Raw genomic sequence first — 25,823 nt, 5'->3', positions numbered from 1 at the left:
TAGTTTCTAACTGATCGAAACTTGCGTATCCGTTGGTCTGAGCTTGAGAGGGATGCTTCGTGCCCGACAATGACACAAAGCCCACGCTTACCTACCCCGGTGGTGAGCACACGATGTCCATTGCCAGGGCAACCGAGGGCAATGACGGAATCGAACTGGGAAAGCTGCTGGCCAGTACGGGGTACACCACCCTCGACCCCGGTTTCGTCAACACCGCTTCCACCAGTTCCGCGATCACCTACATCGACGGTGAGCACGGAATCCTCCGCTACCGCGGATATCCGATCGAGCAGTTGGCCAAGCAGTCGACGTTCATCGAGGTCAGCTACCTGCTGATCTACGGCGAACTGCCGACCGCGACGGAACTCGAGTCGTTCACGGACCGAATTCGTCGCCACACCCTGCTGCATGAAGATCTGAAGCGTTTCTTCGACGGCTTCCCGCGCAACGCGCACCCGATGCCGGTCCTGTCGAGTGCCGTCAACGCACTGTCGGCCTACTACCAGGATTCGCTGGATCCGACCGACCCGGAACAGGTCGAACTGTCGACCATCCGCCTGCTGGCGAAGCTGCCGACCATCGCGGCGTACGCATACAAGAAGTCCGTGGGTCAGCCGTTCCTGTACCCGGACAACTCGTTCAACCTCGTCGAGAACTTCCTGCGCATGACGTTCGGGTTCCCGGCAGAGCCGTACGAGATCGACCCCGAGGTCGCCAAGGCCCTCGACATGCTGCTGATCCTGCACGCCGACCACGAGCAGAATTGCTCCACGTCGACGGTGCGTCTCGTCGGTTCCTCCGACGCGAACCTCTTCACGTCCATCTCCGGTGGCATCAACGCGCTGTGGGGACCGCTGCACGGCGGCGCCAACCAGGCCGTCCTCGAAATGCTCGACGACATCAAGGCCAGCGGCGGCGACACCAAGGAGTTCGTGCGCAAGGTCAAGAACAAGGAAGACGGCGTGAAGCTCATGGGCTTCGGACACCGCGTCTACCGCAACTACGATCCGCGCGCCGCGATCGTCAAGGACACCGCGCACACCATCCTCGACAAGCTCGGGGTGAACGACGAACTTCTCGACATCGCGATGGCGCTCGAGGAGGCCGCGCTCACCGACGACTACTTCGTCGAGCGCAAGCTGTACCCCAACGTGGACTTCTACACCGGCCTGATCTACCGCGCGATGGGCTTCCCGACGCGTATGTTCACAGTGCTGTTCGCAATGGGCCGTCTGCCCGGGTGGATTGCACACTGGCGGGAGATGCACGAGGATCCGGCAACCAAGATCGGCCGGCCGCGGCAGATCTACACCGGATACACAGAACGCGATTACAAGGACGTCGCCGGCCGCTGAACCGGCGGCCGACGACCAGAACGAGAGCCCTCTCGAGGAGGACCCCCCATGAGTAAGCCCGAGATCGAGTTCCAAGAAGGACCCGCCCCACTCGACCTGGTCATCAAGGACCTGGTCGAGGGTGATGGTGCCGAGGCCGTGCCCGGCGGAACCGTGGAAGTGCACTACGTGGGGGTGGAGTTCGAGACGGGTGAGGAGTTCGACTCCTCGTGGAGCCGCGGCGAATCCATCCAGTTCCCGCTGCGTGGTCTCATCAAGGGCTGGCAGGACGGCATCCCCGGCATGAAGGTCGGCGGTCGCCGTCAGCTGACCATCCCGCCGGAGCTCGCCTACGGTCCCGCAGGCGCCGGTCACCAGCTGTCCGGCAAGACTTTGGTCTTCGTCATCGACCTGCTCGATGTGAAGTAGCGGTCGCATACTCGAACGAAGCCCCGCATCGCATGGCGATGCGGGGCTTCTTCGCTTCAAGCGGGTGCGGCGCGGAAGGTCCGTCGATATGCGGTCGGGCTGGTTCCGGTCCTGGCGGTGAAGTGATGCCGGAGGGTGACCGGGCTCGCGAAGCCCGTCGCCGCGCTGATGTGTTCGATCGAGGCGTCTGTACTTTCGAGCAGCTCCACTGCGCGCTGGATGCGGCGGTCCGTGAGCCACTGGTTCGGGCTGGTGCCGGTTGCCGCGCCGAACCGGCGAATGAAGGTGCGCAGCGACATGCCTGCCTCGCGCGCGAGATCGGCGACTCGCAGTGGTTTGTCGAGATTTCGGTCGACCCACTCCAGTGTTCTGGCGAGTGCCTCGTCGTCCGGGTCGTTGGTCATCGGTGCCTCGATGTACTGGGCCTGCCCACCCGCGCGATGTGGTGGGACCACCATCCGGCGGGCAACCTGATTGGCAACAGTGCCGCCCAGGTCGGTGCGGACGATGTGCAGGCACAGGTCGAGGCCTGCCGCGCATCCGGCGCTCGTGAGGATGTCTCCGTCGTCGACGTACAGCGGATCGGGGTCGACCTCGATGGATGGTCGACGATCGCGTAACAGGGATGCGTAGCGCCAGTGAGTGGTTGCGCGGCGACCGTCCAGAAGGCCGGCGTCGGCGAGGGCGAAGGCACCGGAACAGATGGAGACGATCCGTGCGCCACGGGCGTGGGCCGCCTGCAACGCTTCGGTCAGTTCTGGTGAGGTACGTGCGCGAGGGTCCGCGACGCTCGGGATCACCACGGTGTCGGCGCCGGCGAGGGTGCTCAGGCCGTGTGGGGTGGCGAGCGTAGCACCGCCGAGCGTTCTCACCGCCATTGCAGTTTCGGTGCAGATGGTCAGGTCGTACCACGGCTGATCGACGTCGGACCAGGAGAGTCCGAACACTTCGACGACGATCCCGATCTCGAAGAGGGTCATCCCGTCGTACGCGAGAACTGCCACCGATCCGGGGGCGGAATCGCTCATGGCACGATCTTATCGAAGATGGTCATTCACGCCACTGTCGCAGAAGGTGCGAACCCCACAGGATCGAATGCATGAAGACGATGAAGAGAGCGTTGATCGATTTCGTTCGCGGGATTCACATTGCGAACGGAATCATGCACGGGGTGTCGAGAGACTGCCAGGATTCTCGTGGAGGGTGACGACCAGGCGCGCCCCACCGAGAGGACTGTCCGTGAAGTACGCGCGGCCGCCGTGCAGCGCAGCCTGCTGCGCGACGAGCGCCAACCCCAGCCCGGAACCGCTCTTGGTGGCGTGCGCGCCGCGTTGGAATCGCTCGAACACGATGGTGCGTTCGGATTCGGGGACGCCGTTTCCGTCGTCGTCGACGGTGAAAACGGCGCCGTCTCCGGCAGGTGCCAGGGTGATGTGAACGGTTCGGGCGCCGCCGTGCCGGACGGCGTTCGTGATGGCGTTTCCGAGGGTGAGTCGCAGTCCGCCGGGCAGCCCGCGCAGCGTGAGGTTCGCGGCGTCGATCGTCACACCGATGTCGGGGTGGGTTCGCTTGGCGTCGTCCGCGACCAGGTCGCAGATCTCACCGAGGTCGCAGTCCACGAGGTCGCTGTCGCTGGACAACTCGCCGCGAGCAAGCCTTTCGAGGTCACTGAGTGTGGACTCGACGCGGCCTTGCGAGCGGGCGAGGTCGGCGAGGATCTCGGATCGTTGTTCGGGGGAGAGTTCGTGGGCTTGCAGGACTTCGATGTCGGTGCGCATCGCCGTCAACGGGGTACGGATCTCGTGGGCGGACACGGCGGCGAAATCTCGTGCGGTCGCGAGGGCGGCGTTGGTGGCAGTCTGTGCTTCCGAGACGTCACGCAACATCGATTCCGCCGCCGCAGCAAGTTCGTCCGCTTCGCGCGCGCCGGAAGCGGTAGGCATCAGCTGCGGGTCACGGCGCGAGATTCGGTGCGTGAGGTCGACGAGCGGGCGAACCGCTCGTCCGCCGAAGAGCCACCCCAGGGCGGTGGCGGACGTCACCGCGATAACCGCCACCAGCGCGACCTGACGGTTCTGTTCGCTCGTGATGTCCTGGGCTTCCGAATAGGGCACGGCGAGCGAGACATAGGTGCCGAGGACGGGTACCTGGGCGGTGAACGCGCGGTACTTGGTGTCGTCGACCTCGGCGGTGGACCACCCGAGTTCGAGCTGCGGCAATCGGGTCGGCGTACTGACGAGGACATCACCCGTCGTGGACCGGATCGTGATGGCGAACGCCCCCTCGTCGCCGAGTGCGCCGAGGAACAACCCGGCGGTCGCCGCGTTGGGCACGAGGACGTCCGACGCTGTTTCTAGGCGCCGGTCCAGTTGTGCGAGGTTGTTGCGACTGATCGCCATCGACACGAATATGCCGAGAGCCGCGACGACGATCGTGGCTCCCAGCGCCGTCGCCGCGGCTACACGGGTCCGCAGCGAGAACGAGCGCTTGCGCGCGCGTGGTTCGGTGGTTCTCGTACTCACGGCTGCTCCCGGAGTACGAAGCCCACGCCACGCACGGTGTGCAGAAGCCTCGGCGTCCCGTCGACCTCGAACTTGCGCCGCAGATATCCGACGAACACGTCCACGACGTTGGTGTCGGCCACGAAGTCGTAACCCCAGACGAGTTCGAGCAGTCGTTCTCGGCTGAGCACGATTCCGGTGTTCCGCGCCAGTACTTCGAGCAGTTCGAACTCACGTTTGGTGAGGGTCGTCTCGGTTCCGTTCACTCGAACTCTGCGGCCGGCCAGGTCGATCTCGAGTGAACCGATTCGCAACGGTTCGGCGCCGTTTCCGGATGTGTCGGAGACCGGGGCAGGGGTGGTCCTGCGGCGAAGCATCGCACGCACACGTGCGCTCAGTTCGGCGAGAACGAAGGGCTTGACCAAGTAGTCGTCCGCACCTGATTCGAGGCCGGATATCCGGTCGTCGACGGTGTTGCGTGCACTGAGGACGCAGATCGGTATGTCGTTGTTCATCGCCCGCAGCGCGGTGACCACCCCTGTGCCGTCGAGGACGGGCATGTTCATGTCGAGGACCATGGCGTCGGGTTGATCGCTGTTGATCACGCGCAGTGCGTCGGCCCCGTCCACGGCGGTCAGCACGGTGAACCCCTCCAGGCGCAGCCCGCGTTCGAGGGAGGTCCGTACGTCTTCGTCGTCGTCGACGACCAGAACTGTCGGTGAATCGGTCACTCCTGCATTGTGCCTTCCCTCTCTGTGAGTGGCCCACGAGTCCAGAGACTCGTCGATCACTCACAGGCGGCGGAGGCGCTCCTCCAACCTGTTCAGCACGGTTGCGTCCTCGATGGTCGACGGAACCGTGTAGTCCTCGTTGTCGACTATCTGGCGCATGGTCTTTCGCAGAATCTTTCCCGATCGTGTCTTGGGTAGGGCATCCACCACCGTGACGTCCCGGAACGTCGCCACGGCACCGATCTGCTCACGAACCATCGACACCAATTCCTCGCGAAGAACTGCGGGTGTGATCGAGACACCCGACTCCAGAACGACGTACCCGCTCGGGCGCTGTCCCTTGACCTCGTCGTGAATCCCGACCACCGCACATTCGGCCACCGCGGGATGCGAGGCCACCACGGCCTCGATGCTGCCCGTCGAAAGACGGTGGCCGGCAACGTTGATGACGTCGTCGCTGCGTCCGAGAACGAACAGATACCCGTCCTCGTCCAGGTATCCGGAGTCTCCGGTGAGGTAGTAGCCGTCGAAGGTCGCGAGGTACGAGGCGAAGAATCGACTCTCGTCGCGCCACAGACCCGTCAGTGTGCCGGGCGGCATCGGCAACCCGATCACGATGTTTCCCTCGGTGTCCGCGGCCACCGGGTGTCCGGACGGGTCGACCACTTCCACCCGATAGCCAGGTACGGGCACGGTGGGGGAGCCGGCCTTGATCGGCATCGGTTCGAGGCCACGAAGGTTGGCGCAGATCGCCCAGCCCGTCTCCGTCTGCCACCAGTGGTCGACGACGGGTACGGACAGGGTTCTGCTCGCCCACTCGTAGGTATCGGGGTCGAGTCGCTCACCGGCGGCGAACAGGGTGCGCAGCGTGGAGATGTCGTGCTTCTCGAGTTCCTTCGCGCCCGGGTCGACCTTGCGGATGGCGCGAATCGCTGTGGGCGCGGTGAACAGTGCCGCGACCCGGTGCTGCGCGATCACCCGCCAGAACGCTCCCGCGTCCGGGGTTCCCACCGGTTTTCCCTCGTACATCACGGTGGTTGCTCCGACGAACAGCGGTCCGTACACGATGTAGGAGTGGCCGACGACCCAGCCGACATCCGATGCCGTCCACCACACGTCGTCCGGACCGATGTCGTAGATGTTCTTCATCGACCACGTGAGTGCCACTGCGTGTCCGCCGTTGTCACGGACGACGCCCTTCGGCTTACCCGTGGTGCCGGATGTGTAGAGGACGTAGAGCGGATCCGTGGCGCCGACGGTCACCGGGCCCACCGACGGAGCATCCGCGGCCAATTCGTCCCAGTCGAACCACGCGCCGCCGTCGGTCCCGTAGTCGGCAGCTGAACCGGGAATTTCCTTGCGCGCCTTGACGACAACGGTGTGTGGGGGTGTACTCGCCAGGTCGAGTGCCGACCGCACTATCGGTAGGTACTCGACGGTTCGTCCGGGTTCGAGGCCTCCGGATGCTGTCACGAGGACGACGGGTTGTGCGTCGTCGATCCGGGCGGCGAGCTCCTTGGCGGCGAAACCGCCGAAGACCACGGAGTGCACGGCCCCGATTCGGGCGCAGGCGAGCATCGCGATCGCCGCCTCGGGAATCATCGGCATGTAGACGACGACCCGGTCGCCCGCGGATACGCCCTGCTCGGTGAGGACGCCGGCGAACCGGGCGACTTCGTCGAGCAGTTGCGAATACGTGTACCTGCGGACCTCCCCGGTCATGGCCGAGTCGTGGATCAAGGCGATGTGGTCGCCACGGCCGTCTCGGACATGGCGGTCCAGAGTGTTGAAGCAGGTGTTCATCGTGCCGTCCGGGAACCACCTGTAGGTTGGCCGCTCGGAATCGTCGAGTGCGCGGGTCGGCTTTCTCGACCATTCGACCCCTTCGGCGGCGTCGAGCCAGAAGCCTCCGGGGTTCTCGATGCTTTCCCGGTAACTCTGCTGGTACGTGCCTTGCGGTGCGCTCACGTGTCGCCCTCTCGCCGAATCCTGTGACGACGGCCACTGTATAGGTCGCCCGTGTGGAGGATTCGAACTGTAAACCTCCGCCCACGTGGTATAAGGATAGCCTTGGTTAATTCACTGGGTGGAGGTTGCGCGATGCGCAGAGCGAAGTGGGCGGCTGTCGCGTTGATGGGCGCACTGGTCATGAGTGCGTGTTCGTCCGGGAACTCGGGCGGTGACGATTCTTCCGGCGAGGCAACGGTCGTCGAGCATTCGTTCGGCAGCACCACGGTCGAGGGTGTGCCCGAGCGCATCGTTGCGGGCGGCAGTCAATGGGTCGACGCCCTGCTCGAGTTCGGAGTTCAACCGGTCGCATATCTGTCCGCCGCGAATCAGGGCGACGATCGCGGTCTGTACCCATGGCAGCAGGACGTGAGCGAGGATGCCGAGGAACTCGACCGCTCGGCTGCGATGATCGGTGCCATGCCGCCGGTCGAGCAGATCGCGTCCTATGCGCCGGATCTGATTCTGACGACGTCCACGAACCTGAACCCGTCGTCCTACGACCAATTGTCGGGCGTGGCCCCGACGGTCCCGTCGATCACCGATGCCGGCGTGGATCCATGGGAAGAGCAGATTGCGGTGCTGGGTCGAATCCTCCACGAGGAAGACCGAGCGGATCAGATCATCGCCGAGCGGAATGGTGACATCGAGGCTCTCGCCCAGCGCCTCCCGGGCCTGGAAGGCAAGACGGCCGTGCTGTCCCAGTTCATGTTCGGCACCAGCCAATTCGTACTGGTCGCAGACCCCGAGGACGGTGCCGCACAGACGTTCCGGCGATTGGGTATGACGCTGCCGCCCACCCTGATGGAGGAAGGTGGAGTGAGTGGAGGTCGCATCATGCTCAGCGCCGAGCGTGTCGATGCTCTGACCGCGGACCTCGTCGTCCTACTGCCGAACGGGGGGACCCGCGAGGGCCTCGATGCGTTGCCGGGATTCTCCGATCTGCCCGCCGTGAAGGGCGGTGGACTGGCAGTCGTCGACTACCCCACGGTTGTCGCATTCAACACTCCGTCGAGTCTTTCGCTCGAATACGGGCTGGACAAGATCACGCCACAACTCGAAGCGGTTGCAGGGCGGTAAAGACCGCTGCAGCTCGGGCAGAAGCGTCGTACGGTGGCGCAATGCCGTTGCTCGCGGAGGACCTCTTCCTGCTGTTGCTCGACGAACGAACCGGAAAGCCGATCGTGGACGGCGCCAAACTCCCTCGCGTCCTCGCCGGTGCGGTTCTGCTCGAACTCGCGCTCGTGGGCGTGGCCACTCCGGCCGACAAGGGCGAGAGCGTGCGCAAGGGGCGTCTCGTCCTTCGTCAGGACGTGCAGCCCGACGATCGCATTCTCAGCCGCGGTGTGGAGATCGTGGGTGGCGGCCGTCCCATGAAGCCCGAGCGAGCAATCGAGAAGATCAGCAAGGGGATTCGTGACGTGGTCGCGGCCCGAGCTGTGGCGGACGGCTGGGTTCGCGAAGAGCACGGGCGAGTCCTTCGAGTTTTCCCGACGTTGTCGTGGCCGCAGGCCGACGGCGGTCGGGTTCGTCAACTGTTCGGCGAGATCGAAGCGGCTGTCGTGGAGGACGTGATGCCGACGTCGCGCACCGCGGCAATCGTGTCGCTGCTCTCCGCAGTCGATGCCGCCCCGAAGTTGTTCCCCACGGCCAGTCGCCGCGACGTGAAGGCGCGGGCGAAACAGATCGCCGAGGGTGAATGGGCGGGCAAGGCCGTGCGCAAGGCTGTCGAGGCGGTGAACGGTGCGGTGATCGCGGGCGTGACGACGGCACCCATCGTGACGGGTACGAGCAACTGATCCAACGCAGCTATCGGGGTAAGCCCTGCAGATAGCTCTGGCTCGACGACAACGAACCGATGATCGCGGTGACGGCCTCCCGTGCCATCGCGAGCTCTTCGGACATCGACGCAGTCTGCTGGGAGCTCATGTTCGAGTGCTCGATGCCCATGTAGAGTCCCGAGATCTCGAGGTCCACCTCCTGGAGGAGATTGACCTGGTCGAGCTGTTCGAGATAGCCGTCGAACTTCCGCAGATCGTCCAGATAGAGGCTCAGCACGATGACCCGGGTGCGCAGTGCGGACTCGGACTGCTCGAACAGGTTCTGGTGATGCCGATAGGTGTTCCAGGCCGGCGAATGCGGTGGCGGTTCGGCGCCCGCCTTGAGGCGAAGTGCATGAAGTTTGGTGACCTCGTTGACGACCTGCCGGAGCTCCTCGTCGAGGTTGAGGCGCACGCGATGGGTGTCGAGGAACTCGCTCTGCCACGAGCGGTTACGTCGAATGTCGGCGACGAGCGAATTGGCTCGAAGGATGAGGTTCAGCTCGTCGTGGGTGAACTTCAACCGGGCGCCGCGGCTGGTCTTGCGCTGGTCGATACTCAGATCGAGTGGTCCGCGTCGGACATTGTTCTCCTTCTCCACCGCGAGCCGCCGGTTCCACCTCGATGTGGCGGCCCTGTACGCAATCGTGATGGCGATCGCGGACAACGCCACCACGGCGGCTCCGACAGCGAGGTCGGCAAGCAAGGCGACCACTCCGACGCACGTGGCCAACCAGAGCACCGCCTGATTCTTTCGGAGCCACTCGCCGGGAGGGACAGCCTCGGGAAGGGGAGTGTGGGGTTGCGCCCAATCGCGGACGGCCACCAGCTGAGCGGCCAGCCGCTCTCTGGCCAGCCTGTCGTCCTCGGGGGATCTCAGCGTGATGTCCCAGCCGTCGACCCAGTCGCGCTCCACCTCGGCGATGCGCTGGGCCCGGCCCGGATCGACGGCCGGCCCGGGAAGGGGCTGTGGAACGGAACGGAACCCCTGATCGGTCATTCGAGTGTCTCCTCCCGGACCTTCGACTGCTGTCGGACAAGTCTAGGCGGAGAGTCGGACAATACGGTTGTCGCTCGGAGATCGATGTTTCACACCCGAGAGGTCGGAGCGGACTCGGCGTGTTCCCGCTGCCACGCCTTCTGCAGAAGCTCGGTGCCGAATGCGCGGTGTACCCGTGCAACCCGCTGCCAGATCGCGGCACCCGACCGAGTTCGCGTGCGAACGGCGAGTGCCAGGTGAACCGCGTCCTCGGTGGTGATCACATACATTTCGCATGCCATCCGATTGCCCGATCTGACGAGGGCCACGGCTTCCGCCGAGTTCTCGACGATCCGCCAGCCGGCGATACCGGGTTCCGGTCTCAGTCCGAGTATCACGCGAAAGACCAGTTCACGTCCTGCCGTGGCGATCAGTTCCTCGAACATGGTGCGCGCCCACCAGTCGGCCCGCTGGTCGGACCGAACAGCGAGCGAAGTGGTGTCCACGTAGTCGACCAGTGTCGTCCGAAGTCGGCTCCGGACCGGATCCGGGATCTCGGTGAGCCCTTCGGTGCTCACGACGTCCGGTGCATGACCTTTCGCCCAGTCGTTCGCGATTCCGCGCATCAATGGCGGATAGACCAGCAGGTGCCGGAAGGGCGCGATGGCGGCCATGTACGCGCGCCCCCACAGTCCGTTCGGCTTCACCAGCACAGCCATCTGGCCGCGAAACCCTCCTGGCACGTCTGCGTCCTGCACCCAGCCGATGTGCATGACGCAGTGCACGGTGCGGTTCGCCATTTCGGCGACCCATTCGTTCTCTGTCTCGAACACCGTGGTGAACGGGAGATCCGTTGGATTCACCACCGGAACGTCGCGCAGATCGTCGGGAAGGCGTTCACGGAGCGAGGGCACGCGTTCGCCGACGGTCGTCGCCTCGTCGTCCCAGCCGAAGATGTCTCCGAGGCGCCATCGGATCGCGAAGAGGCCGCGTGCGATGAACGACGGATTGTTCGCGATGTCACCGCTGAGGAACTGCTGTTTCAGGCGTGGGAAGTCACCGGGTCCGCCGGGGGTGGGGAGTGCCCAGACGTCGTAGACGTCGAAATCGGGAGCGATGTCGTGAATGCGCCAGGGCAGCGTGGTGTGGGCTTCGGTGGGCAAGCTCATGGTTGCTCCTCGAGTGGCTGTTATACGTCTTCGTATAATGCGAGTGTAGCGCGAGTTATACGACGCCGTACAGTCCTTCTCCGGGAGGATCAGGAATCGCTCGGCACACCGAGGTTGCGATAGCGGGCAATCCGGGCGGCGGATCGCTGGTCTTCCGTCAGGCTCGTGAGGTCGCGTAGTTCCCGGGCAATCGCCCGTCCGACCCGTTTGGAGAACTCGACCGGTTCGTCGGCTGCGTCGGGACGCTCGGGAACTATGGCGTCCACCACGCCGTCGCGCAAGAGGTCGAGTGCACGGACTCCTTGTGCCGCAGCCATTTCGGGTGCGTGGGCGGTATCGCGATGCACGATTGCGCTGGCACCTTCCGGCGGCAGCGGCGCCAACCATCCGTGCTGAGCGACGAGGACACGATCGGCCGGTAGCAAGGCGAGGGCCCCACCGCCTGAGCCTTGACCGAGCAATACCGACACCGTCGGAGTCCGCAGCGTGACGAGGTCGGCGATGCAGCGTGCGATTTCCGGTGCCAGCCCGCGTTCTTCTGCTTCCTGCGAAAGCGACGCCCCGAGAGTGTCGATCACCAGAACGAGCGGCAACTGCAGTTCCTCTGCCAAACGCATGCCGCGTCGCGCTTCGCGCAGAGCGGCAGGACCCATGGTGACCGTGGCCGACTGCCCGCTCCGATCCTGTCCGAGCAGAATGCACGGAGAACCTCGAAAACGCGCGAGCGACAACAGGATCGTCTTGTCGGTCTCGCCCTGTCCGGTGCCGCTGAGGGGCACCTGTTCGGTCGCGGCATGACGCAACAACTGTCGGATGCCGGGACGGTCGCGCCTGCGCGTGATCAGCACGGACTGCCATGCCGGTGCCTCGGGGATCGTGTCCTCGCGATCCTGCGCGATCGGCAGGTCGTCCGGTGCGTCGACGAGGACGCGGAAGGCGCGGTGGACCAGCAAGCGAAGGCGACCGGGCTCGACCACACCGTCGATGACGCCGTTGCGGTACAGGTTCTCGGCGACCTGGACCCCTTCGGGGAACTGTTCTCCGTACAGCGCCTCGTACACGCGGGGGCCGAGGAACCCGATCAATGCGCCCGGCTGTGCGAGCGTGATGTGTGCCAGCGACCCCCACGATGCGAACACCCCACCGGTGGTGGGGTGTCGCAGATAGACCAGGTAGGGAAGGTGCGCGGCCTTGTGCGCGGCGACTGCAGCGGCGATCTTGACCATCTGGACGAAGGCGACGGTGCCTTCCTGCATACGGGTGCCACCGGACGTGGGGGACGCCAGGATTGGAAGACCCTCCGCGGTTGCCCGCTCGATCGCCGACGCGATTCGCTCGGCAGCCGCCACGCCGATCGAACCTGCGAGGAAGGCGAATTCGCAGGCGATCACGGCCACCGGGCGCCCGCGTACGGTCCCGGTGCCCGTGATCACCGATTCGTCGACACCCGACGTGCGGGTGGCCTTCTCGAGATCGGCGCGGTACTTCTCGTCCGGCCGGGTGTCGACGGGGGCACTGTCCCAGGAACGATAGCTGCCGGGGTCGAGCACGAGATCGAGAATGTCGTTTGCCGAGATCTTCGCCGTCATACGGTGAGGCTATCGCGGGCAGCCCCGGATCGTTCGGAGCGAAATCATCCGGCGCGGAGCGCTTCTTTCCACGAGACGACCTTTCCGATTCGCAGGATCGACCGCTGGTAGATCTTGGCGGCGAGAACGCTCAGTGCCGCGGTGACGGCCAGCATCAGCACGATGGTGCTCACGACCTGCACGGGGGAAGCGACGCCTGCGGCGATCCGCAACGGCATGAGGGTTGCCGAGAATGGCGGAATCCAGCTCAGGACGTTGCTCAGGGTTCCGTCCGGGTTTCCGACGGCGGAGAACGCGCTGATGAACATGATCATGATCAGGACCATGAGAGGCGACGCCGTCGAGTTGACGTCCTCCTGCCGCGAGACCATCGAGCCGGCGGCCGCATAGAGCACCGCGAAGAAGGCGAACCCGAGAACGAACCAGCCGAGTGTCCCGAACAGCACGCCGAAAGCCGTGCCCGTCAACGTGAGAACCCCGGTGGCAAGTCCCGCGCCGACTCCCGCGACGCCGTAGAGGGCGAGCTGGAGTAGCCCGACCGCTCCGATTCCGATCACCTTGCCCCACAGCAACTGCAGCGGTCGTAGGGTCGACAACAGGAGCTCGACGACGCGACTCGACTTCTCCTCCACGACACCCATAGCCACGTAGAGACCGAACATCATGATCTGCATGTACAGGAGAAACACGACTGCCACCGACAGTGCGACACGTTGGCCGGCTTCAGGGTCCGGGGGATCGAGCGCTTCGACAGTGACCACTGCTCCGCTGGTGGATTCGGCCAAAGCGGCCGCATCCACGCCTTGCGAGGCAAGAACGGTGCTCTGTGCCTGTTGTGCGACAGCGGCATCGACGACCGTGTTCAGGCCGCTGCCGAGCTCCGATTCGGTGACTGCGGTGTAGGCTCCGCCGTCACCCGGGACCAGGAGCACGTCGAGGTCGCCGTTCTCGACCTGGCTGCGAGCGGCCGTTTCGTCGGCCACTTCGGTCACTTCGACCGCTGTGCCGACCGAATCCCCCACAGCGACAAGAGTGGGAGCGAGCGACTGCGGTCCGGCGAGACCGATGGTCGACTTCTCGTCGTCGCCGCCCGAGAACATCGAGTAGGCGACGATGCCACCGATGATCGCGATCAGGATGACGATGTTGCTGATCACGAAGCTCTTCTTCGTCACCTGCGTCATGAATTCGCGTTTGGCCACCAACGCAACGGCATTGACGGGGTTCATGGGTGCACTCATGCGGAGACAACCTCTCGGAACATGTCGGTGAGGGATGGGCGGTTCAACGAGAACTCGTGAACAGGACCGGTTTTCAAGGCCGCTTGCAGCACCTCCTGGTCGTCGACTCCTGGTTGGAGTTCCAGGACGGTGCGCCCTTCGATGTGGCTGACTGTCGTGACGCCGGTCAGGTGGTGAGCCCAGCCCACAGGTGCTTCGGGTGCGTGAACGTGTAGGTGCGCCGCGCCGCCACTTCGCAGGTGGTCGACGGTGCCGACTGCCTTCATGCGTCCTGCTGCGATGATGCCGACCCGATCGCACAGACGCTGAACGAGATCGAGTTGGTGGCTGGAGAAGATGACCGGTACGCCGGTTCGAGCCTTCTCGACCAGCACCTCGCTCATCACGTCCACGGCCACCGGGTCGAGTCCCGAGAACGGTTCGTCCAGGACGAGAACGGCCGGATCGTGGACTAGTGCGGCTGCGAGTTGGACGCGCTGCTGATTTCCCAGTGACAGCGAGTCGACGGTGTCGCCGACCCGCTCGGAGATGCCGAGACGCTCGGTCCAGCGCTCGACGGCGCTCTTTGCCTCCGAATCCGAGAGGCCGTGCAGCCGCGCAAGGTATGCGAGCTGTGCGCCCACCTTCATCTTGGGGTACAGGCCACGCTCTTCGGGCATGTATCCAATTGTGCGTCGTACGTCCAGATCGACGGGTTTGCCGCCGAGGCGTACCTCTCCGGAATCCGCGGACAGGACTCCGAGAGTGATGCGCATCGTCGTTGTCTTGCCTGCGCCGTTGCTGCCGACGAATCCGAAGATCTCGCCGGGGCGCACGTCGAAGCTGAGTTGATCGAGCGCTACGACCTCGCCGTAACGTTTCGAGATCGAATCGATCGTGAGGTTGTCGGACATGGTGCTCCTGTCGATGAGGTTGTCAGGCCGCGTGATCGTCCGGTTCCGGGTCCGGCCCGGTCCATCCGAGGATCATCGCCGGGGTGCACCCGCCGATGAGAATCGTGGTGAGAACGAGAAGTCCTCCGGCGTATGGGTAGTTGGCGCTTTCGGCCCCGGCCGAGCCGGCGATGATCAGGTAGAAGGCGGGGACCAGGGAGAGCGTTTGCGTGACGGTCAGACCGATGGATCTCGCGCTGTCGCGTTGTTGTAGCTCCCACTCGTCGAGCACGTCGCGCGGGGCGTCGCCCCGCCGGCCGGAGACGATCTGAAGGATCGTCCAGAGCGGAAAGAAGACGAGCATGGCCGGTAGCCACAGCAGTGGACCGACGACCATGTCGAAGTGACAGACGATGCCGACGGCGATCATGAACGTGAACGTGACGGCAAGACCGACCACGAGAATTCGGCGGCGGTGGCGTGTTCGCCAGCTCGGCAACCAGTCACGATGCTGATTCTCGCGGTGAAGGAAGCGCCGCGCGCGGTACGCCTGGTAACGATCCAGGACGGAATTGTCAGGCATCGGTTCCAGCTCCCTCGTTGTTCTCGTGTTTGCGATAGACCTCGGTCGAGAGCGGCCCGAACTCGTTTCGGGAGAACACCGCTTCTACGGGCAGGTCGAATACATGGCAGATGCGGAATGCCAGGTCGAGGCTGGGGTAGTGGTCCCCACGCTCGAGTGCGCCGACTGTCTGAGGGTTGATCGCGACGAAACTCGCCAATTGCGCCCGGCTCATTCCGCGTTCGGCGCGCAGCACGCCGATGCGATTGAAGATGGGGAGCGATTCCCCACGTTTGACCGGACTCATGCAACAGAGTGTTGTAAAAACCAAACAACTTGTCAAGTAGTTCTATCGCGAGCGTGGGAAACTTTCGGCGACGGGGGTTGCACCTTCGACGACCACGAAAGGGAAGCTCATGCTGGCATCGAAGACTCTGAGAATGGCCACGGTCGGTGTAGCCGCGGCATCCATGGTTGCAATCGGCGGTGAGGTGGTGTTTGCCCAGCCCAGTGGCTCCGGAAGTGATGGCCCCGCCGCAGCACCGAGTGAATCCATGCCGCCCAGGCCGGATTCCGACGGACCCAACGCGAACGTCCAGCAGCCGCGTAAGCAGACCGAGAACGATGCGCAGGCAATGGCGCTGCCCGGGTGTGCCGACTACTGGAACCCCGAACGTGGCAGCTGGTACATGGTGTGCGGTGAGATCCTGAACACGTACAACGAATTGGGTGGTCCCACAGGCGCTCTCGGACTTCCCACGTCGAACGAGCTGATCAATCCGGACGGTGTCGGAAAGCGAACGTCGTTCACGAGCGACTCGTCGATCTACTGGTCGCCGGCAAGTGGTGCGCACCAGATCGGCGGTGCGATCGGTGCCGAGTGGGCACGAACCGGGTGGGAAGGCGGTCCCCACAGTTATCCGACCACGGACGAGATCGACGCGTCGGACGGTAGGGGGCGCTTGAACCACTTCCTGGGCAATTCGGATATCTACTGGCACCCCGATACCGGAACCAGCGCCTTCACCGTCTGGGGTGAGATCCGTCAGGCGTGGGTTGCCGGCGGAGCGGAAGGTGGGGAGTTCGGCTTCCCGGTCGGTAACGAGTACCAGATTCCCGGCGGCTGGGGTCAGAACTTCCAGCACGGAGCGCTCGAATGGCGTCCTGGCCTGGGGGTAGCTCGGGCGAACTGAGGTCACGGACGAATCGAGCTCCGAGTTCCGTTGGTAGCAAAGCGGACTCGGGGCTCGGTCCTGCGTCGGTCGAAGTGTGTGGATTCGGTCAGCTGTACAGACGCGAGATGAAGGCGTCGATGTTGGTGCGCACTTTCTCGACCCGGTCCTCCAGGGGTGTGTCGTCGCGGAACTGCCGTCCCAGGGCGGGGGTCTTCTTGCGGCGTGCGTACAGCGGGCAGGCGAGATCCTCACACATGTACGTGCCCACGGTGTTTCCTCGCCGGCCGGAGTCGCCGGTCTTGCGCGCAACCATGAGTGACACGCCGCCGCTCGGGTGGGTGGTCAGGCAGATCGTGCACATCTGGCTCTTGCGACGGCCGCCGATCTCGTGCCGCATGGCAACCCCGACGAGTCGATCTTCGTGGGGCACGACGAGGTACGTCCTTCCGGGGAACGACGGATCGCTCCAGCCCAGAAAGTCGAGGTCGTCCCACGGTCTCTCGTCGAGGTTCGTCGGCGTTGGGAGGCGCTTGGCGTCACCCTTCGAGCAGTTCACGAACGACGACCTGATCTCGCGCTCGGTAATGGGGTCCACGGTCTCGCTCCTTGCGATTTTCGATCACGGCACGCCGGATCTCGGCGATGTGGCTGACGCTACGGCGCGACACTTAGCATCGGCAACGGATTTTCGGGTGGTCAGTCCTCGATCAGGCGGCCGTCGCTCATTCGCCATCGGCGATTGCTACGCGTTGTCGACAACATGCGACGGTCGTGGGTGACGAGCAGGACCGTGCCCCCGAAGTTCTCGACGGCCTGCTCGAGTTGCTCGATGGCCGGCAGGTCCAGGTGATTCGTGGGTTCGTCGAGTACGAGGAGGTTCACGCCGCGTGCCTGGAGTGAGGCCAGGGCCACACGCGTCCGTTCGCCGGGGGAGAGGGACGACGCATTGCGTAACACGTGGTGGCCCACCAACCCGAATTTCGCGAGCAGTGTTCGAACGTCCGCGTCCGGCCACTCGGGGACCAGCGCACCGAACGAATCCGCTACAGGTTCGTCGGCCTCGAACAACGAACGAGCCTGGTCGACCTCGCCGATGAGAACACCCGAACCGAGTCGGGCGGTGCCTTCGTCCGGGTCGACCTTGCCCGTCAACAGCGAAAGCAGAGTCGTCTTACCGGAGCCGTTCGCTCCGGTCACGAGAATTCGGTCGCCCCAATCGACCTGTGTGTACACCGGCCCCAAGGTGAAGCCGGCGCGGCGCAACACGGCACCGGTCAGGGTGGCGACGACGCTGCCGCTTCGTGGTGCCGTTGCGATCTCCATTCGCAACTCCCACTCCTTGCGTGGTTCCTCCACGACCTCGAGACGCTCGATTCTGCGTTGGGTCTGGCGAGCCTTGGCCGCCTGTTTCTCCGTCGACTCGGTTCGGAGTGCTTTGCCGATCTTGTCGTTGTCCTTGCTCTTGCGCCGAGCATTGCGGACGCCGTGTTCCATCCAGTTCCGTTGCATTCTCGCTCGGCTCTCGAGCTCGGACCGAGTGTCGGCGTACTCTTCGTACGATTCGCGAGCATGTCTGCGGGCGACTGCTCGCTCCGTGAGATACGCCTCGTAGCCGCCGTCGTACACCGCGATCCGCTGCTGTGCGATGTCGAGCTCCACGATCCCGGTCACTGTGCGGGCCAAGAACTCTCGATCGTGGCTGACCACCACGAGCGCCGCATCGGTCTCGCCGACGAAACGCTCCAGCTGCTCGAGGCCGACCAGGTCGAGGTCGTTGGTCGGTTCGTCCAGCAGCAGCACGTCGTAGCGCGACAGAACGAGCGACGCGAGACCGGCTCGTGCCGCCTGCCCTCCGGACAACGAGGTCATGGGTGCGTCCATGGCCACGCCCAGCCCGAGGTGTGCGACGACCTTCTCCGCGCGCTCGGGGAGATCTGCCCCGCCCAGTGCAAGCCATCTCTCGAGGGCGGGGGAGTAGAGATCCTCGTCCGAGTCGGCAAGATTTTCTGCCGCCTGGTTCATCACAGTTTCGGCGGCGTCGACACCGGTGCGTCGACCGAGAAAACCGAGAAGGGTTTCCCCGCCTCTTCGGTCGGGTTCCTGGGCGAGGTAGCCGATCGCAGCGTCGGCCGGGGTGAGTGTGACCGACCCCTCCACCTCGGCGGTGCCCACGCCCGCGAGCGAGGTCAGGAGGGTCGACTTTCCGGCACCGTTCGCACCGACGAGACCTATCACGTCCCCCGAGGTCAGGGTGAGGTTCAGGTCGGAGAACAGGGTGCGTTCACCACGCGCCGCCGACAGCCCGCTGATGCGCAGTGTTGCAGTCATGGCGTGGTTGTCCTCCTACCTGCCGAGAACGAGGTGTGCGTGCGGGATCTTCTCACTTTCGTGCTTCACCCCTACCCTGTCAGGGGTGAAGCGTCTGCTGACCGGCACCGTGGTGGTGCCCTGGGTGCTCTCGATACTCGTCGATGGGGTGTCGATGGGCCGGTTCAGCCTGTTCACAGCGATGAGCGCAACATCGGTTGCGGTGATGTGGGTTGCGTATCGCGTGTTCCGTGCGGCGCCGGGCGGTGAGGTGTTGCTGGCTGTCGGCCTGTGCGTGGCCGCCAGTGCACTCGCCGTGATCAGCGGATCCCGAACGTTCTCGTGGGCAGAATGCTGGTCGTTGATCGTCCTGGCTGGGATGTGTGCCGCCCGTTCGCACCGAGTGCAAGCCTTCGGGCTCACCGGCCTGGTCGCGGCAGCCGCCATCGCAGTACCCGTCACGATCGGCACGGCCGACACGGCGGTCTTCGTGTTCGCCTCGGCCACGGCAACGGTCACCGCGGTAGCAATCGGGCTCTTGATTCGCGCTCACGTTCTGGCGGTGTCCGCACAGGAGTGGCGAGCGGTTGCGGACCGTGAACGTGACGCCATGGCGCGTGATCTTCACGATGTGGTCGTCCGCGAGATGATGGGTGTCGTCATCCTGGCGCGGGCCGCGTCGCGGCTGACGAAGGAGTCGACCACCCGGGACGCACTCGGCCGAATCGAAGTGTCCGGTGCAAGGGCGCTCGAAGGAGTGCGGCCGCTGGTGGCCGAGACTCGCTCTCCGAACGAAGCCCCGGACGCGGGCGACGAAACTCACTCGGAGATCACGGCTCTGACGACCTCGTGAAGCCCGCGATGCCCCGGTCCGGGATCGGGGCATCGCGGGCTTCGCCGAGAGCTAGCTACCGAAGATGCTGCCGAGGCTGCCGTTCGAGGTAGGTGCGGCGCAGCCGGTGACGGTCACAGTCTTCAGGGTGTTGTCGTAGTCGTCCCGCTCGAGTCCCGTCATCCGGTAGGCCACTTCGACCGTGTCGCCGTCACCTGCCACGCTGGTGAAGTCGATGTTCGCGGTCGCGGTGGTCGGTGCGTAACCCCGCGCGTACTTCTTGTCACCGGTCCAGGTGGGCTGTCCATCTTCGACCGTCGAGGTGAGTGCGACCTCCGAACCCTCGTCCTTCCCGAACGCAGGTGCTTCCGTGGGGCGGTCCGGGCCGGTCCAGTAGACGACGTCGTTCATGTCGGAGCTCGTCGTGTTGACGATCTCGAAGGTCGCCGTGCAGTCACCGTTGTCGGTGGCGGTGAATGTCACGCGGCTCGGGTCCGGTGCAGCTGATGCCAAGGCCGGCAGTGCCAGTGCCCCTGCGGCTGCGTATGGCCTAATTGCTCAGCGGCGGACCAGACGAAACCAGCGTGGATCCACACTGCGTAAGGGGCCCGGCATGCCGGCCAGGTCCGCGTCGAGGTCGGCCACGAGATCCCACGCGGGAAAATTGCGGCTGATATCCCGTTTGCGGACGCCGCGGGGTAGTGGACCCCGGTGACCGTGACCGAACGCGAACATCAGCAAGGTTGCGCCCCGCACGGTCACCTCGGTCATTCCCTCCGAGTACGCAGCGCGGCCCTCGTCTCCCAGACCGTGAAAGCAGCCGACATCGAGGACGAGCTCGAACCCGTGACCGACGGTGTGGTGAAGGTCGGTGGCGTCGGAGTGCACGAACCTGACGTCCACCCCTGCGTTGCGGGCTTTGCGGCGCGCTCGGTCGAGTGCCAACTGCACCATGTCGATTCCGGTGACCTCCCAGCCGCGCCTGGCCAGTTCGATGGCATGATCGCCCGCGCCGCAGCCGACGTCGAGAGCCTTTCCCGGTGGCGTGACACCGGGTCCGAGGAGATGTTCGATCTGGTTACCGAAGATTCTCCCGGCTTCTTCCCACGGCGTGATGCGAAGGCGGTATGCAAGTTCGTACCCGATCCCCACTTCTCGCCCCTTCCGCAGGTCCTGCGCGGATACCCGCTGGTTCTCGCCCCGACACAAGAATTCCACGTGACGATCGTGGGATATCAGAATGTGAGACGGCAGGAACAGTGTCACCATCGTTGCTGTTGTGCGTGACCATGACGTTCAACAGCGAAACAAGCACAGTCCCGACCATCACGCTGAACGACGGCAACTCGATTCCTGCGCTCGGTTTCGGCGTGTTCCAGGTACCAGACGAGGACACCTACGACGCGGTCACGCACGCCCTGAAGGCCGGCTATCGCAGCATCGACACAGCGAAGGTGTACGACAACGAAGCGGGCGTGGGTCGCGCGATCGCCGACTCCGGCATCCCTCGTCACGAGTTGTTCGTCACCACCAAACTCTGGAACGACGATCAGGGTTACGAGTCCACGGTGAACGCGCTCGATGCTAGCCTCGTGCGGCTGGGTCTCGATTACGTCGATCTGTACCTGATCCACTGGCCCGTCGCGAAGAAGGGACTCTTCGTCGACACGTTCAAGGCGTTCCAGCAGCTGAAGAAGGACGGCAAGACCCGTTCGATCGGCGTCTCCAACTTCACACAGGCGCACCTCGAGCAGCTGATCGAGGGGACCGGAGAGGTTCCGGCCGTCAATCAGGTCGAGCTGCACCCGGGCTTGAGCCAGTCGGATCTGCGCGCGTTCCACACCGGGCAGGGCATTGCGACGGAAGCGTGGGCGCCGCTGGGTCAGGGGGCGTCGCTCGGCAACGAGATCATCGGTGACATCGCCAAGACCCACGGCAAGACGCCCGCGCAGGTCGTCATTCGGTGGCACCTACAGATCGGGAACGTCGTCATTCCCAAGTCCGTGACTCCGGAACGGATAGTGTCGAACTTCGACGTCTTCGATTTCGAGCTGACGCCCGAGCAGATCAATGCCATCGGTGGTCTCGACGACAGCGACATTGCCGGCAGGATCGGTGGGGACCCGGACACGTTCGGCTGATCGGCGCCGACCGGGCCGAAATTGGGGTAACCGATGGCATGTCGAATCAGTGAGCTCGTGCTCGGGCGTCACGACCCCGAGAGTGACGGGACGCTGGAGATCGGTCCCCGGGAGATTCGGTGGCGCGCAGCCGACGATCATCCTCAGTCGCAGGGACGCACCGGAACCGGGCAAGTCATGTCTGCACATCGACGTCAACGCCACCGACCGTGACCAGGACGCAGAGCTGGATCGTCTTCTGGGGCTCGGTGCGCGTCCCGCCGATTATCGGTCAGACGGGTAGCGAGCGGTGGCATGTCCTGGCCGACCCGGAGGGAGCGAATTCTGCCTGCCGAATGCGCGTCTCCAGCCGCTCTGATCGTCGCCTTTCATCCGAAAATCACCGGCTGCGGAAAGGGTTTCGGCGCAGACGCTCGAGGAGGGTGGGCGGTGTGCGCTCGGGATCCATCAACTCGTTCTCCGCGAGGGGACTGTCCTCGTCTGCGACGGTGTCCGGCTCGAACCGCTCGAGTGTCTTACCTGTGCTGCGTAGCCGTTCGACGGTGCTCAACAGCGAATTCGTTTCTGCGAGAGTGGCTTCGAACTCGTCCTCGTCCACGTCCAGGTGTTCGGAGACGAGTCGGCGACGCACGCCGAGAATCGCTTCCGTGACCTGTTCGGCATTCGGAGTGTGGCTCTCGACCTCCACTGCCAGGTCACATTCGGTGTCGAAACCCATCGACCTGTTGTTCAGGTTGGACGATCCGACTCGCAGCAGTCGGTCGTCGACCACCATGACCTTGGCGTGGACATAGATGGGTTCTCCGTCGGACGTGACCGGGTAGTAGATGCCGAGTCGGTTGTGCCCGTCCGCGTTCCAGAGCAGGTGCAGCAATTTACGACGGGCGCCATCCATCGCCATCTGCTCGAGCCAACCGTCGGCATTTCGGGGAATCACCAGAACCACTTCAGGCGAGTCGGGCTCACGTAGCCGCTTCGCGAGCGCTTCGGCAAGCTTTCTCGACGCGAGGTACTGACTTTCGATGTACAGGCTTCGCTCGGCCGACGCGATAGCTGCAAGGTACAGGGATTCGATCTCGAAGACGCCTTCGCGGTCTTCGTAATCGGGAGCGGTGCGGGCGATGCCCACGTTCACACCGGTCACGGTCGGAGCGAGGTTCTCCGGCCACGGATCGGAACCGACCGAGTCGGGTACGGGTGCGAGGTCCGTTCCTGTCGCCACCCGCCAGCGATGACGCGCCAGCTCGCCCACTGCGGCCGCCGCGTCGCCGTCCACCGCCGTGGTCACGTCGTGCCACGGACCGTACTTCTCGCCGCCCGGCTCCACGCGGTGTGCGCTGCCGTCGGTGTGATCGGAGGTGTCCCACCGGTCGACCGTCATGTCGATGCCCCCGCAGAATGCCAGTGCATCGTCGATCACGACGATCTTCTGATGGTGGGCCGCACCCACCGGGTGGGCGCCGTCCAGCTGCAGGTGCAGTCGATCGCTTGTGATCCAATTGGAGACGAAGACGGGCGTCATGCCGCGACCGAGAGCGGTAAAGGCGCCGATGTTCCACTTCAGTAGATAGATCTCGAGTTCGGGGCGGGTCTTGGTCAGCCACTCGAGAAATTTGCCCAATCGGTCGGGGCCATCGAGGGTCTTACCGTGGGGCTCGAGCGAGATTCGGGTATCGAAATCCCAACCGATCAGCATGATCCGGCGACGTGCTCGCAGCATCGCGGCCTTCGCGTGGCGGAAGTAGTCGTCGGCGTCGATCACCACGGAAAGGCGGTCGGCTTCTTCGATTCGCCAACAGGTGATGCCCGGTTCGAGAATGCTGGGTACCTCGCGCATGACTTCCTCCCCGCTGGTCCGGTCGATACAGATTACGTCGGCACGCCCGCGCGGCTACTGTTGAATCCATGCGACGTATCAGCGCGATCGTGGCAGCGGTGATATCCGCGGGGGTTCTCGTCTCCGGGGTTCCGGCTGTCGCCAGCCCCACACCCACCCAGGCAGTCGGCACGGTCCTCGAAACCACCGAGCTGCCCCGAGAACTGTGGTTGGACGGAACCGGAACCGCTCAACGCATGACCTACGTGACCACGGACCGGCGCGGAACCACACCCTCGACGGGTGCCGTGTTCGTTCCGCCAGGACAGCCGCCCGAGGGTGGTTGGCCGGTGATCGCCTGGGCCCACGGCACGGTGGGTGACTCGGATTTCGACGCACCCTCGGTGATGGGTGAGGACCTCCGCACTCGGCAGTACGTCGCGAACTGGCTCGGGCGGGGGTACGCCGTCGCCGCGACGGATTACGTCGGTCTCGGAACACCGGGCGTGCCGCCCTACCTCGACGGCCGGACTGCTGCGCATGCTGTGATCGATTCGGTTCGGGCCGCTCGTGAGGTCGAGCCGACCCTGTCGTCGCGCTGGGCGGTGGTCGGCTTGTCGCAAGGCGGGCATGCGGCGGTGTTCACCGCGAACCTGGCGACCGAGTACGCGCCCGAACTCGACTACCTGGGTGCCGCGGCCACCGGGGTGCCGTCCAACATCGAGACCGCTTCACCGTTTGCGGGCCCGTTTTTCCCGCCGCCCGGACTCTCGGGACTCACCAACTTCATGACATTCGTGATCGCAGGGATGCGAGACGTGTACCCGGAGTTGGACATCGACACCTATCTCACTCCGCTGGGCCGGTCGCTCGTCGACGCTGCACCGGAGATTCCGTACGCCGAATTCAAGAAACGAACCGTCGGAGTCTCGGTGGCGCAGATGCTGTCTCGGTCCCTCGACGAACCGGATTTGCAGGCCGCGATTCGTGACTATCTCGCCGTTCCCGTGTCGGGATTCGACAAACCGTTGTTCATCGCCCAGGGCGTGGCCGATCAGGTGGTTCCGTTCCCGATGACGATCAAGCTCGTCGGCGACATGCGGGCCGCCGGATCGACCCCGGACTTCCGGATGTATCCCGGCCAGCACGTGCCGAGCCTGTACACCTCGGAAGCCGATCAGGTCGCGTTCATCGAGAACCTGTTCCGGGGGTAGCGCGTCGGCGGATTCCGAGGTGTTCGAGCAGTTCGTGGGTTGCGGCCCGTCCGGCGCGGTTGGCGCCGATGGTCGACGCGGAAGGGCCGTAGCCCACGAGGTGGATTCTCGGGTCGGAGGCGACCTGCGTGGCCAGCCGTCCAGTCATCGTGATGCCACCACCGGGGCCGCGAAGTCGGAGGGGCGCCAAGTGGTCCAGCGAGCTTCGGAAGCCGGTGCACCACAGGATGACGTCGACGTCTCGGGTCGACCCATCGGCCCACCGGACGCCGTTCGGAACGATCTCGTCGAACATGGGTAGCCGCTTCATCACCCCGCGCTCGCGGGCCGCGCGGATCGCCGGCGTCAGAGCGAGTCCGGTCACCGAGACGACGCTCCCCGGCGGAAGTCCGCGGCGTACCCGATCCTCGACGAGAGCGACGGCATCGCGTCCGTCCTGCGACGTGAAAGGCCCCTCTCGGAAGACCGGTTCCCGTCGCGTGACCCAGGTGGTGCGGGTGACCTGGGAAATCTCGTCCAGGAGCTGGACGGCGGAGATTCCGCCCCCGACGACGAGAACGTGCTCACCGTCGAACTCGGCCGCGGTCCGGTAGTCCTTCGTGTGCAGCTGTCGTCCGGTGAACGAATCGGCACCTCGGACGAAGGGGATGAACGGCCGTTCCCAGGTGCCGGTGGCGTTGACGAGTCCGCGAGCCTCGTACACCCCCTGATCGGTTTCGACCCGCAGCCGTTCGCCGCGATCGCACACGACCCGGGTGTGTACCGGGCGGCGGACCGGCAGATCGAACTTCTTCTCGTACGTCGCGTAGTACTGAGGAACCGCAGCGGAAGCGAGCACCGTCTCGGTTTCGGAGCCCTCGACCCCGGCTGTGTCGGCGAAGCTCAGTCCGGGCAGATCGTGAACCCGGTTGACCGTGCTCAGGGTCAGAGACGGCCAACGAAACTGCCAAGCCCCACCGGGCGCGGGAGCATGATCGAGCACGACGAATCCGCTCTCGCGGGCGGTCACGAAGCGGCGGAGGTGGTATGCGGCCGACAAACCGGCCTGACCTGCACCTATCACGACAATGTCCACGTCGGTACTCATAAATGTCATAACCTCCA

25 protein-coding genes and 1 pseudogene are annotated in these 25,823 nt (G+C 64.7%); 9 read left to right on the top strand and 17 right to left on the bottom strand.

Going from position 1 to position 25,823, the window contains the following annotated elements; all coding sequences use genetic code 11:
• Nucleotides 1–59 precede the first annotated feature (59 nt).
• Together ACFWO3_RS06755 and ACFWO3_RS06750 are read left to right on the top strand one after the other, a co-directional pair.
• A complete protein-coding gene (locus ACFWO3_RS06755; protein WP_378575222.1) occupies nucleotides 60–1,355 on the top strand; it encodes a citrate synthase in 1,296 nt (431 codons plus the stop codon).
• Nucleotides 1,356–1,403: 48 nt separating this feature from the next.
• On the top strand, nucleotides 1,404–1,763 hold the full coding sequence (locus ACFWO3_RS06750; protein ID WP_378575219.1) for an FKBP-type peptidyl-prolyl cis-trans isomerase: 360 nt from the start codon (nucleotides 1,404–1,406) through the stop codon (nucleotides 1,761–1,763).
• A 56-nt stretch (nucleotides 1,764–1,819) separates the two neighbouring features.
• Here the strand turns inward: ACFWO3_RS06750 and ACFWO3_RS06745 are convergent, their stop codons facing one another.
• The 4 genes from ACFWO3_RS06745 to ACFWO3_RS06730 all read right to left on the bottom strand — a co-directional run bounded on the left by ACFWO3_RS06745 (nucleotide 1,820) and on the right by ACFWO3_RS06730 (nucleotide 6,963).
• Nucleotides 1,820–2,791, bottom strand: coding sequence for a helix-turn-helix domain-containing protein (locus tag ACFWO3_RS06745; RefSeq protein ID WP_378575216.1), 972 nt, complete (start codon nucleotides 2,789–2,791; stop codon nucleotides 1,820–1,822).
• 132 nt (nucleotides 2,792–2,923) lie between these two features.
• Nucleotides 2,924–4,285, bottom strand: a complete 1,362-nt coding sequence (locus ACFWO3_RS06740; RefSeq protein WP_378575214.1) for a sensor histidine kinase — start codon at nucleotides 4,283–4,285, stop codon at nucleotides 2,924–2,926.
• Complete coding sequence (locus ACFWO3_RS06735) at nucleotides 4,282–4,995, bottom strand: response regulator transcription factor (protein WP_378575211.1); 714 nt, start codon at nucleotides 4,993–4,995, stop codon at nucleotides 4,282–4,284. The genes ACFWO3_RS06740 and ACFWO3_RS06735 overlap by 4 nt, the downstream gene beginning before the upstream one ends.
• Nucleotides 4,996–5,055: 60 nt before the next feature.
• Nucleotides 5,056–6,963 (bottom strand): propionyl-CoA synthetase, encoded by a 1,908-nt coding sequence (locus ACFWO3_RS06730; protein ID WP_378575209.1) that lies wholly within the window; start codon nucleotides 6,961–6,963, stop codon nucleotides 5,056–5,058.
• Nucleotides 6,964–7,095: 132 nt separating this feature from the next.
• On the opposite strand from ACFWO3_RS06730, the gene ACFWO3_RS06725 reads away from it, so the two are divergent.
• A complete protein-coding gene (locus tag ACFWO3_RS06725) occupies nucleotides 7,096–8,082 on the top strand; it encodes an ABC transporter substrate-binding protein (protein WP_378575207.1) in 987 nt (328 codons plus the stop codon).
• Nucleotides 8,083–8,123: 41 nt separating this feature from the next.
• Nucleotides 8,124–8,801, top strand: a complete 678-nt coding sequence (locus tag ACFWO3_RS06720; RefSeq protein WP_378575204.1) for a GPP34 family phosphoprotein — start codon at nucleotides 8,124–8,126, stop codon at nucleotides 8,799–8,801.
• 10 nt (nucleotides 8,802–8,811) lie between these two features.
• On the opposite strand, the gene ACFWO3_RS06715 is transcribed toward ACFWO3_RS06720, so the two are convergent.
• The 7 genes from ACFWO3_RS06715 to ACFWO3_RS06685 form a co-directional block, all read right to left on the bottom strand.
• Complete coding sequence (locus ACFWO3_RS06715; RefSeq protein WP_378575201.1) at nucleotides 8,812–9,822, bottom strand: hypothetical protein; 1,011 nt, start codon at nucleotides 9,820–9,822, stop codon at nucleotides 8,812–8,814.
• An 89-nt stretch (nucleotides 9,823–9,911) separates the two neighbouring features.
• On the bottom strand, nucleotides 9,912–10,970 hold the full coding sequence (locus ACFWO3_RS06710) for a DUF2867 domain-containing protein (RefSeq protein ID WP_378575198.1): 1,059 nt from the start codon (nucleotides 10,968–10,970) through the stop codon (nucleotides 9,912–9,914).
• 89 nt (nucleotides 10,971–11,059) lie between these two features.
• Nucleotides 11,060–12,559 (bottom strand): carboxyl transferase domain-containing protein, encoded by a 1,500-nt coding sequence (locus ACFWO3_RS06705; RefSeq protein WP_378575196.1) that lies wholly within the window; start codon nucleotides 12,557–12,559, stop codon nucleotides 11,060–11,062.
• Between the two features lie 44 nt (nucleotides 12,560–12,603).
• On the bottom strand, nucleotides 12,604–13,800 hold the full coding sequence (locus tag ACFWO3_RS06700; RefSeq protein ID WP_378575193.1) for an ABC transporter permease: 1,197 nt from the start codon (nucleotides 13,798–13,800) through the stop codon (nucleotides 12,604–12,606).
• Nucleotides 13,797–14,693 (bottom strand): ABC transporter ATP-binding protein, encoded by an 897-nt coding sequence (locus tag ACFWO3_RS06695; RefSeq protein WP_378575191.1) that lies wholly within the window; start codon nucleotides 14,691–14,693, stop codon nucleotides 13,797–13,799. Before ACFWO3_RS06695 ends, ACFWO3_RS06700 begins: the two co-directional genes overlap by 4 nt.
• 22 nt (nucleotides 14,694–14,715) lie before the next feature.
• Nucleotides 14,716–15,255: a hypothetical protein gene (locus ACFWO3_RS06690; protein WP_378575188.1), complete on the bottom strand. Its 540-nt coding sequence runs from the start codon at nucleotides 15,253–15,255 to the stop codon at nucleotides 14,716–14,718.
• A complete protein-coding gene (locus ACFWO3_RS06685) occupies nucleotides 15,248–15,541 on the bottom strand; it encodes a helix-turn-helix transcriptional regulator (protein WP_378575185.1) in 294 nt (97 codons plus the stop codon). Before ACFWO3_RS06685 ends, ACFWO3_RS06690 begins: the two co-directional genes overlap by 8 nt.
• A 109-nt stretch (nucleotides 15,542–15,650) precedes the next feature.
• Between ACFWO3_RS06685 and ACFWO3_RS06680 the strand changes: the two genes are divergently transcribed.
• Nucleotides 15,651–16,427: an LGFP repeat-containing protein gene (locus ACFWO3_RS06680; RefSeq protein ID WP_378575183.1), complete on the top strand. Its 777-nt coding sequence runs from the start codon at nucleotides 15,651–15,653 to the stop codon at nucleotides 16,425–16,427.
• Between the two features lie 88 nt (nucleotides 16,428–16,515).
• On the opposite strand, the gene ACFWO3_RS06675 is transcribed toward ACFWO3_RS06680, so the two are convergent.
• Nucleotides 16,516–17,004 carry an FBP domain-containing protein gene (locus ACFWO3_RS06675; RefSeq protein WP_378575181.1) on the bottom strand — a complete coding sequence of 163 codons (489 nt, stop codon included), beginning with the start codon at nucleotides 17,002–17,004 and terminating at the stop codon, nucleotides 16,516–16,518.
• Nucleotides 17,005–17,105: 101 nt separating this feature from the next.
• Complete coding sequence (locus ACFWO3_RS06670; protein WP_378575178.1) at nucleotides 17,106–18,737, bottom strand: ABC-F family ATP-binding cassette domain-containing protein; 1,632 nt, start codon at nucleotides 18,735–18,737, stop codon at nucleotides 17,106–17,108.
• An 85-nt stretch (nucleotides 18,738–18,822) separates the two neighbouring features.
• Between ACFWO3_RS06670 and ACFWO3_RS06665 the strand changes: the two genes are divergently transcribed.
• A complete protein-coding gene (locus ACFWO3_RS06665; protein WP_378575176.1) occupies nucleotides 18,823–19,569 on the top strand; it encodes a histidine kinase in 747 nt (248 codons plus the stop codon).
• 51 nt (nucleotides 19,570–19,620) lie between these two features.
• On the opposite strand, the gene ACFWO3_RS06660 is transcribed toward ACFWO3_RS06665, so the two are convergent.
• Nucleotides 19,621–20,031: a hypothetical protein gene (locus ACFWO3_RS06660; protein WP_378575173.1), complete on the bottom strand. Its 411-nt coding sequence runs from the start codon at nucleotides 20,029–20,031 to the stop codon at nucleotides 19,621–19,623.
• A 75-nt stretch (nucleotides 20,032–20,106) separates the two neighbouring features.
• Nucleotides 20,107–20,766, bottom strand: a complete 660-nt coding sequence (locus ACFWO3_RS06655; RefSeq protein WP_378575171.1) for a class I SAM-dependent methyltransferase — start codon at nucleotides 20,764–20,766, stop codon at nucleotides 20,107–20,109.
• Between the two features lie 71 nt (nucleotides 20,767–20,837).
• Here ACFWO3_RS06655 and ACFWO3_RS06650 point away from each other — a divergent pair, with 71 nt between their 5' ends.
• Entirely contained in the window at nucleotides 20,838–21,689 is an 852-nt protein-coding gene (locus tag ACFWO3_RS06650) for an aldo/keto reductase (protein WP_378575168.1), read from the top strand.
• Nucleotides 21,690–21,722: 33 nt separating this feature from the next.
• Nucleotides 21,723–22,047 (top strand): annotated as a pseudogene (locus ACFWO3_RS06645) (VOC family protein).
• 21 nt (nucleotides 22,048–22,068) lie between these two features.
• Here the strand turns inward: ACFWO3_RS06645 and ACFWO3_RS06640 are convergent.
• Nucleotides 22,069–23,526 (bottom strand): phospholipase D-like domain-containing protein, encoded by a 1,458-nt coding sequence (locus ACFWO3_RS06640; RefSeq protein ID WP_378575165.1) that lies wholly within the window; start codon nucleotides 23,524–23,526, stop codon nucleotides 22,069–22,071.
• Between the two features lie 68 nt (nucleotides 23,527–23,594).
• On the opposite strand from ACFWO3_RS06640, the gene ACFWO3_RS06635 reads away from it, so the two are divergent.
• Nucleotides 23,595–24,719, top strand: a complete 1,125-nt coding sequence (locus ACFWO3_RS06635; RefSeq protein WP_378575163.1) for a lipase family protein — start codon at nucleotides 23,595–23,597, stop codon at nucleotides 24,717–24,719.
• Here ACFWO3_RS06635 and ACFWO3_RS06630 read toward each other — a convergent pair.
• Nucleotides 24,694–25,806, bottom strand: a complete 1,113-nt coding sequence (locus ACFWO3_RS06630; RefSeq protein ID WP_378575161.1) for an NAD(P)-binding domain-containing protein — start codon at nucleotides 25,804–25,806, stop codon at nucleotides 24,694–24,696. The two genes, ACFWO3_RS06635 and ACFWO3_RS06630, sit on opposite strands and share 26 nt — an antisense overlap.
• Between the last annotated feature and the right edge of the window lie 17 nt (nucleotides 25,807–25,823).

Source organism: Rhodococcus sp. NPDC058521 (assembly GCF_042719695.1).
Taxonomy (GTDB): Bacteria; Actinomycetota; Actinomycetes; order Mycobacteriales; family Mycobacteriaceae; genus Rhodococcus_F.
This window is presented reverse-complemented; position numbering and strand designations above follow the sequence as displayed.

What these genes read in the sequence shown, in the direction of transcription:
- ACFWO3_RS06640 (WP_378575165.1), bottom strand. Translation starts at nt 23,526, where the DNA reads ATGCGCGAGGTACCCAGCATTCTCGAACCGGGCATCACCTGTTGGCGA.
- ACFWO3_RS06750 (WP_378575219.1), top strand. Translation starts at nt 1,404, where the DNA reads ATGAGTAAGCCCGAGATCGAGTTCCAAGAAGGACCCGCCCCACTCGAC.
- ACFWO3_RS06630 (WP_378575161.1), bottom strand. Translation starts at nt 25,806, where the DNA reads ATGAGTACCGACGTGGACATTGTCGTGATAGGTGCAGGTCAGGCCGGT.
- ACFWO3_RS06695 (WP_378575191.1), bottom strand. Translation starts at nt 14,693, where the DNA reads ATGTCCGACAACCTCACGATCGATTCGATCTCGAAACGTTACGGCGAG.
- ACFWO3_RS06635 (WP_378575163.1), top strand. Translation starts at nt 23,595, where the DNA reads ATGCGACGTATCAGCGCGATCGTGGCAGCGGTGATATCCGCGGGGGTT.
- ACFWO3_RS06705 (WP_378575196.1), bottom strand. Translation starts at nt 12,559, where the DNA reads ATGACGGCGAAGATCTCGGCAAACGACATTCTCGATCTCGTGCTCGAC.
- ACFWO3_RS06690 (WP_378575188.1), bottom strand. Translation starts at nt 15,255, where the DNA reads ATGCCTGACAATTCCGTCCTGGATCGTTACCAGGCGTACCGCGCGCGG.
- ACFWO3_RS06680 (WP_378575183.1), top strand. Translation starts at nt 15,651, where the DNA reads ATGCTGGCATCGAAGACTCTGAGAATGGCCACGGTCGGTGTAGCCGCG.
- ACFWO3_RS06720 (WP_378575204.1), top strand. Translation starts at nt 8,124, where the DNA reads ATGCCGTTGCTCGCGGAGGACCTCTTCCTGCTGTTGCTCGACGAACGA.
- ACFWO3_RS06670 (WP_378575178.1), bottom strand. Translation starts at nt 18,737, where the DNA reads ATGACTGCAACACTGCGCATCAGCGGGCTGTCGGCGGCGCGTGGTGAA.
- ACFWO3_RS06685 (WP_378575185.1), bottom strand. Translation starts at nt 15,541, where the DNA reads ATGAGTCCGGTCAAACGTGGGGAATCGCTCCCCATCTTCAATCGCATC.
- ACFWO3_RS06700 (WP_378575193.1), bottom strand. Translation starts at nt 13,800, where the DNA reads ATGAGTGCACCCATGAACCCCGTCAATGCCGTTGCGTTGGTGGCCAAA.
- ACFWO3_RS06715 (WP_378575201.1), bottom strand. Translation starts at nt 9,822, where the DNA reads ATGACCGATCAGGGGTTCCGTTCCGTTCCACAGCCCCTTCCCGGGCCG.
- ACFWO3_RS06650 (WP_378575168.1), top strand. Translation starts at nt 20,838, where the DNA reads ATGACGTTCAACAGCGAAACAAGCACAGTCCCGACCATCACGCTGAAC.
- ACFWO3_RS06725 (WP_378575207.1), top strand. Translation starts at nt 7,096, where the DNA reads ATGCGCAGAGCGAAGTGGGCGGCTGTCGCGTTGATGGGCGCACTGGTC.
- ACFWO3_RS06710 (WP_378575198.1), bottom strand. Translation starts at nt 10,970, where the DNA reads ATGAGCTTGCCCACCGAAGCCCACACCACGCTGCCCTGGCGCATTCAC.
- ACFWO3_RS06745 (WP_378575216.1), bottom strand. Translation starts at nt 2,791, where the DNA reads ATGAGCGATTCCGCCCCCGGATCGGTGGCAGTTCTCGCGTACGACGGG.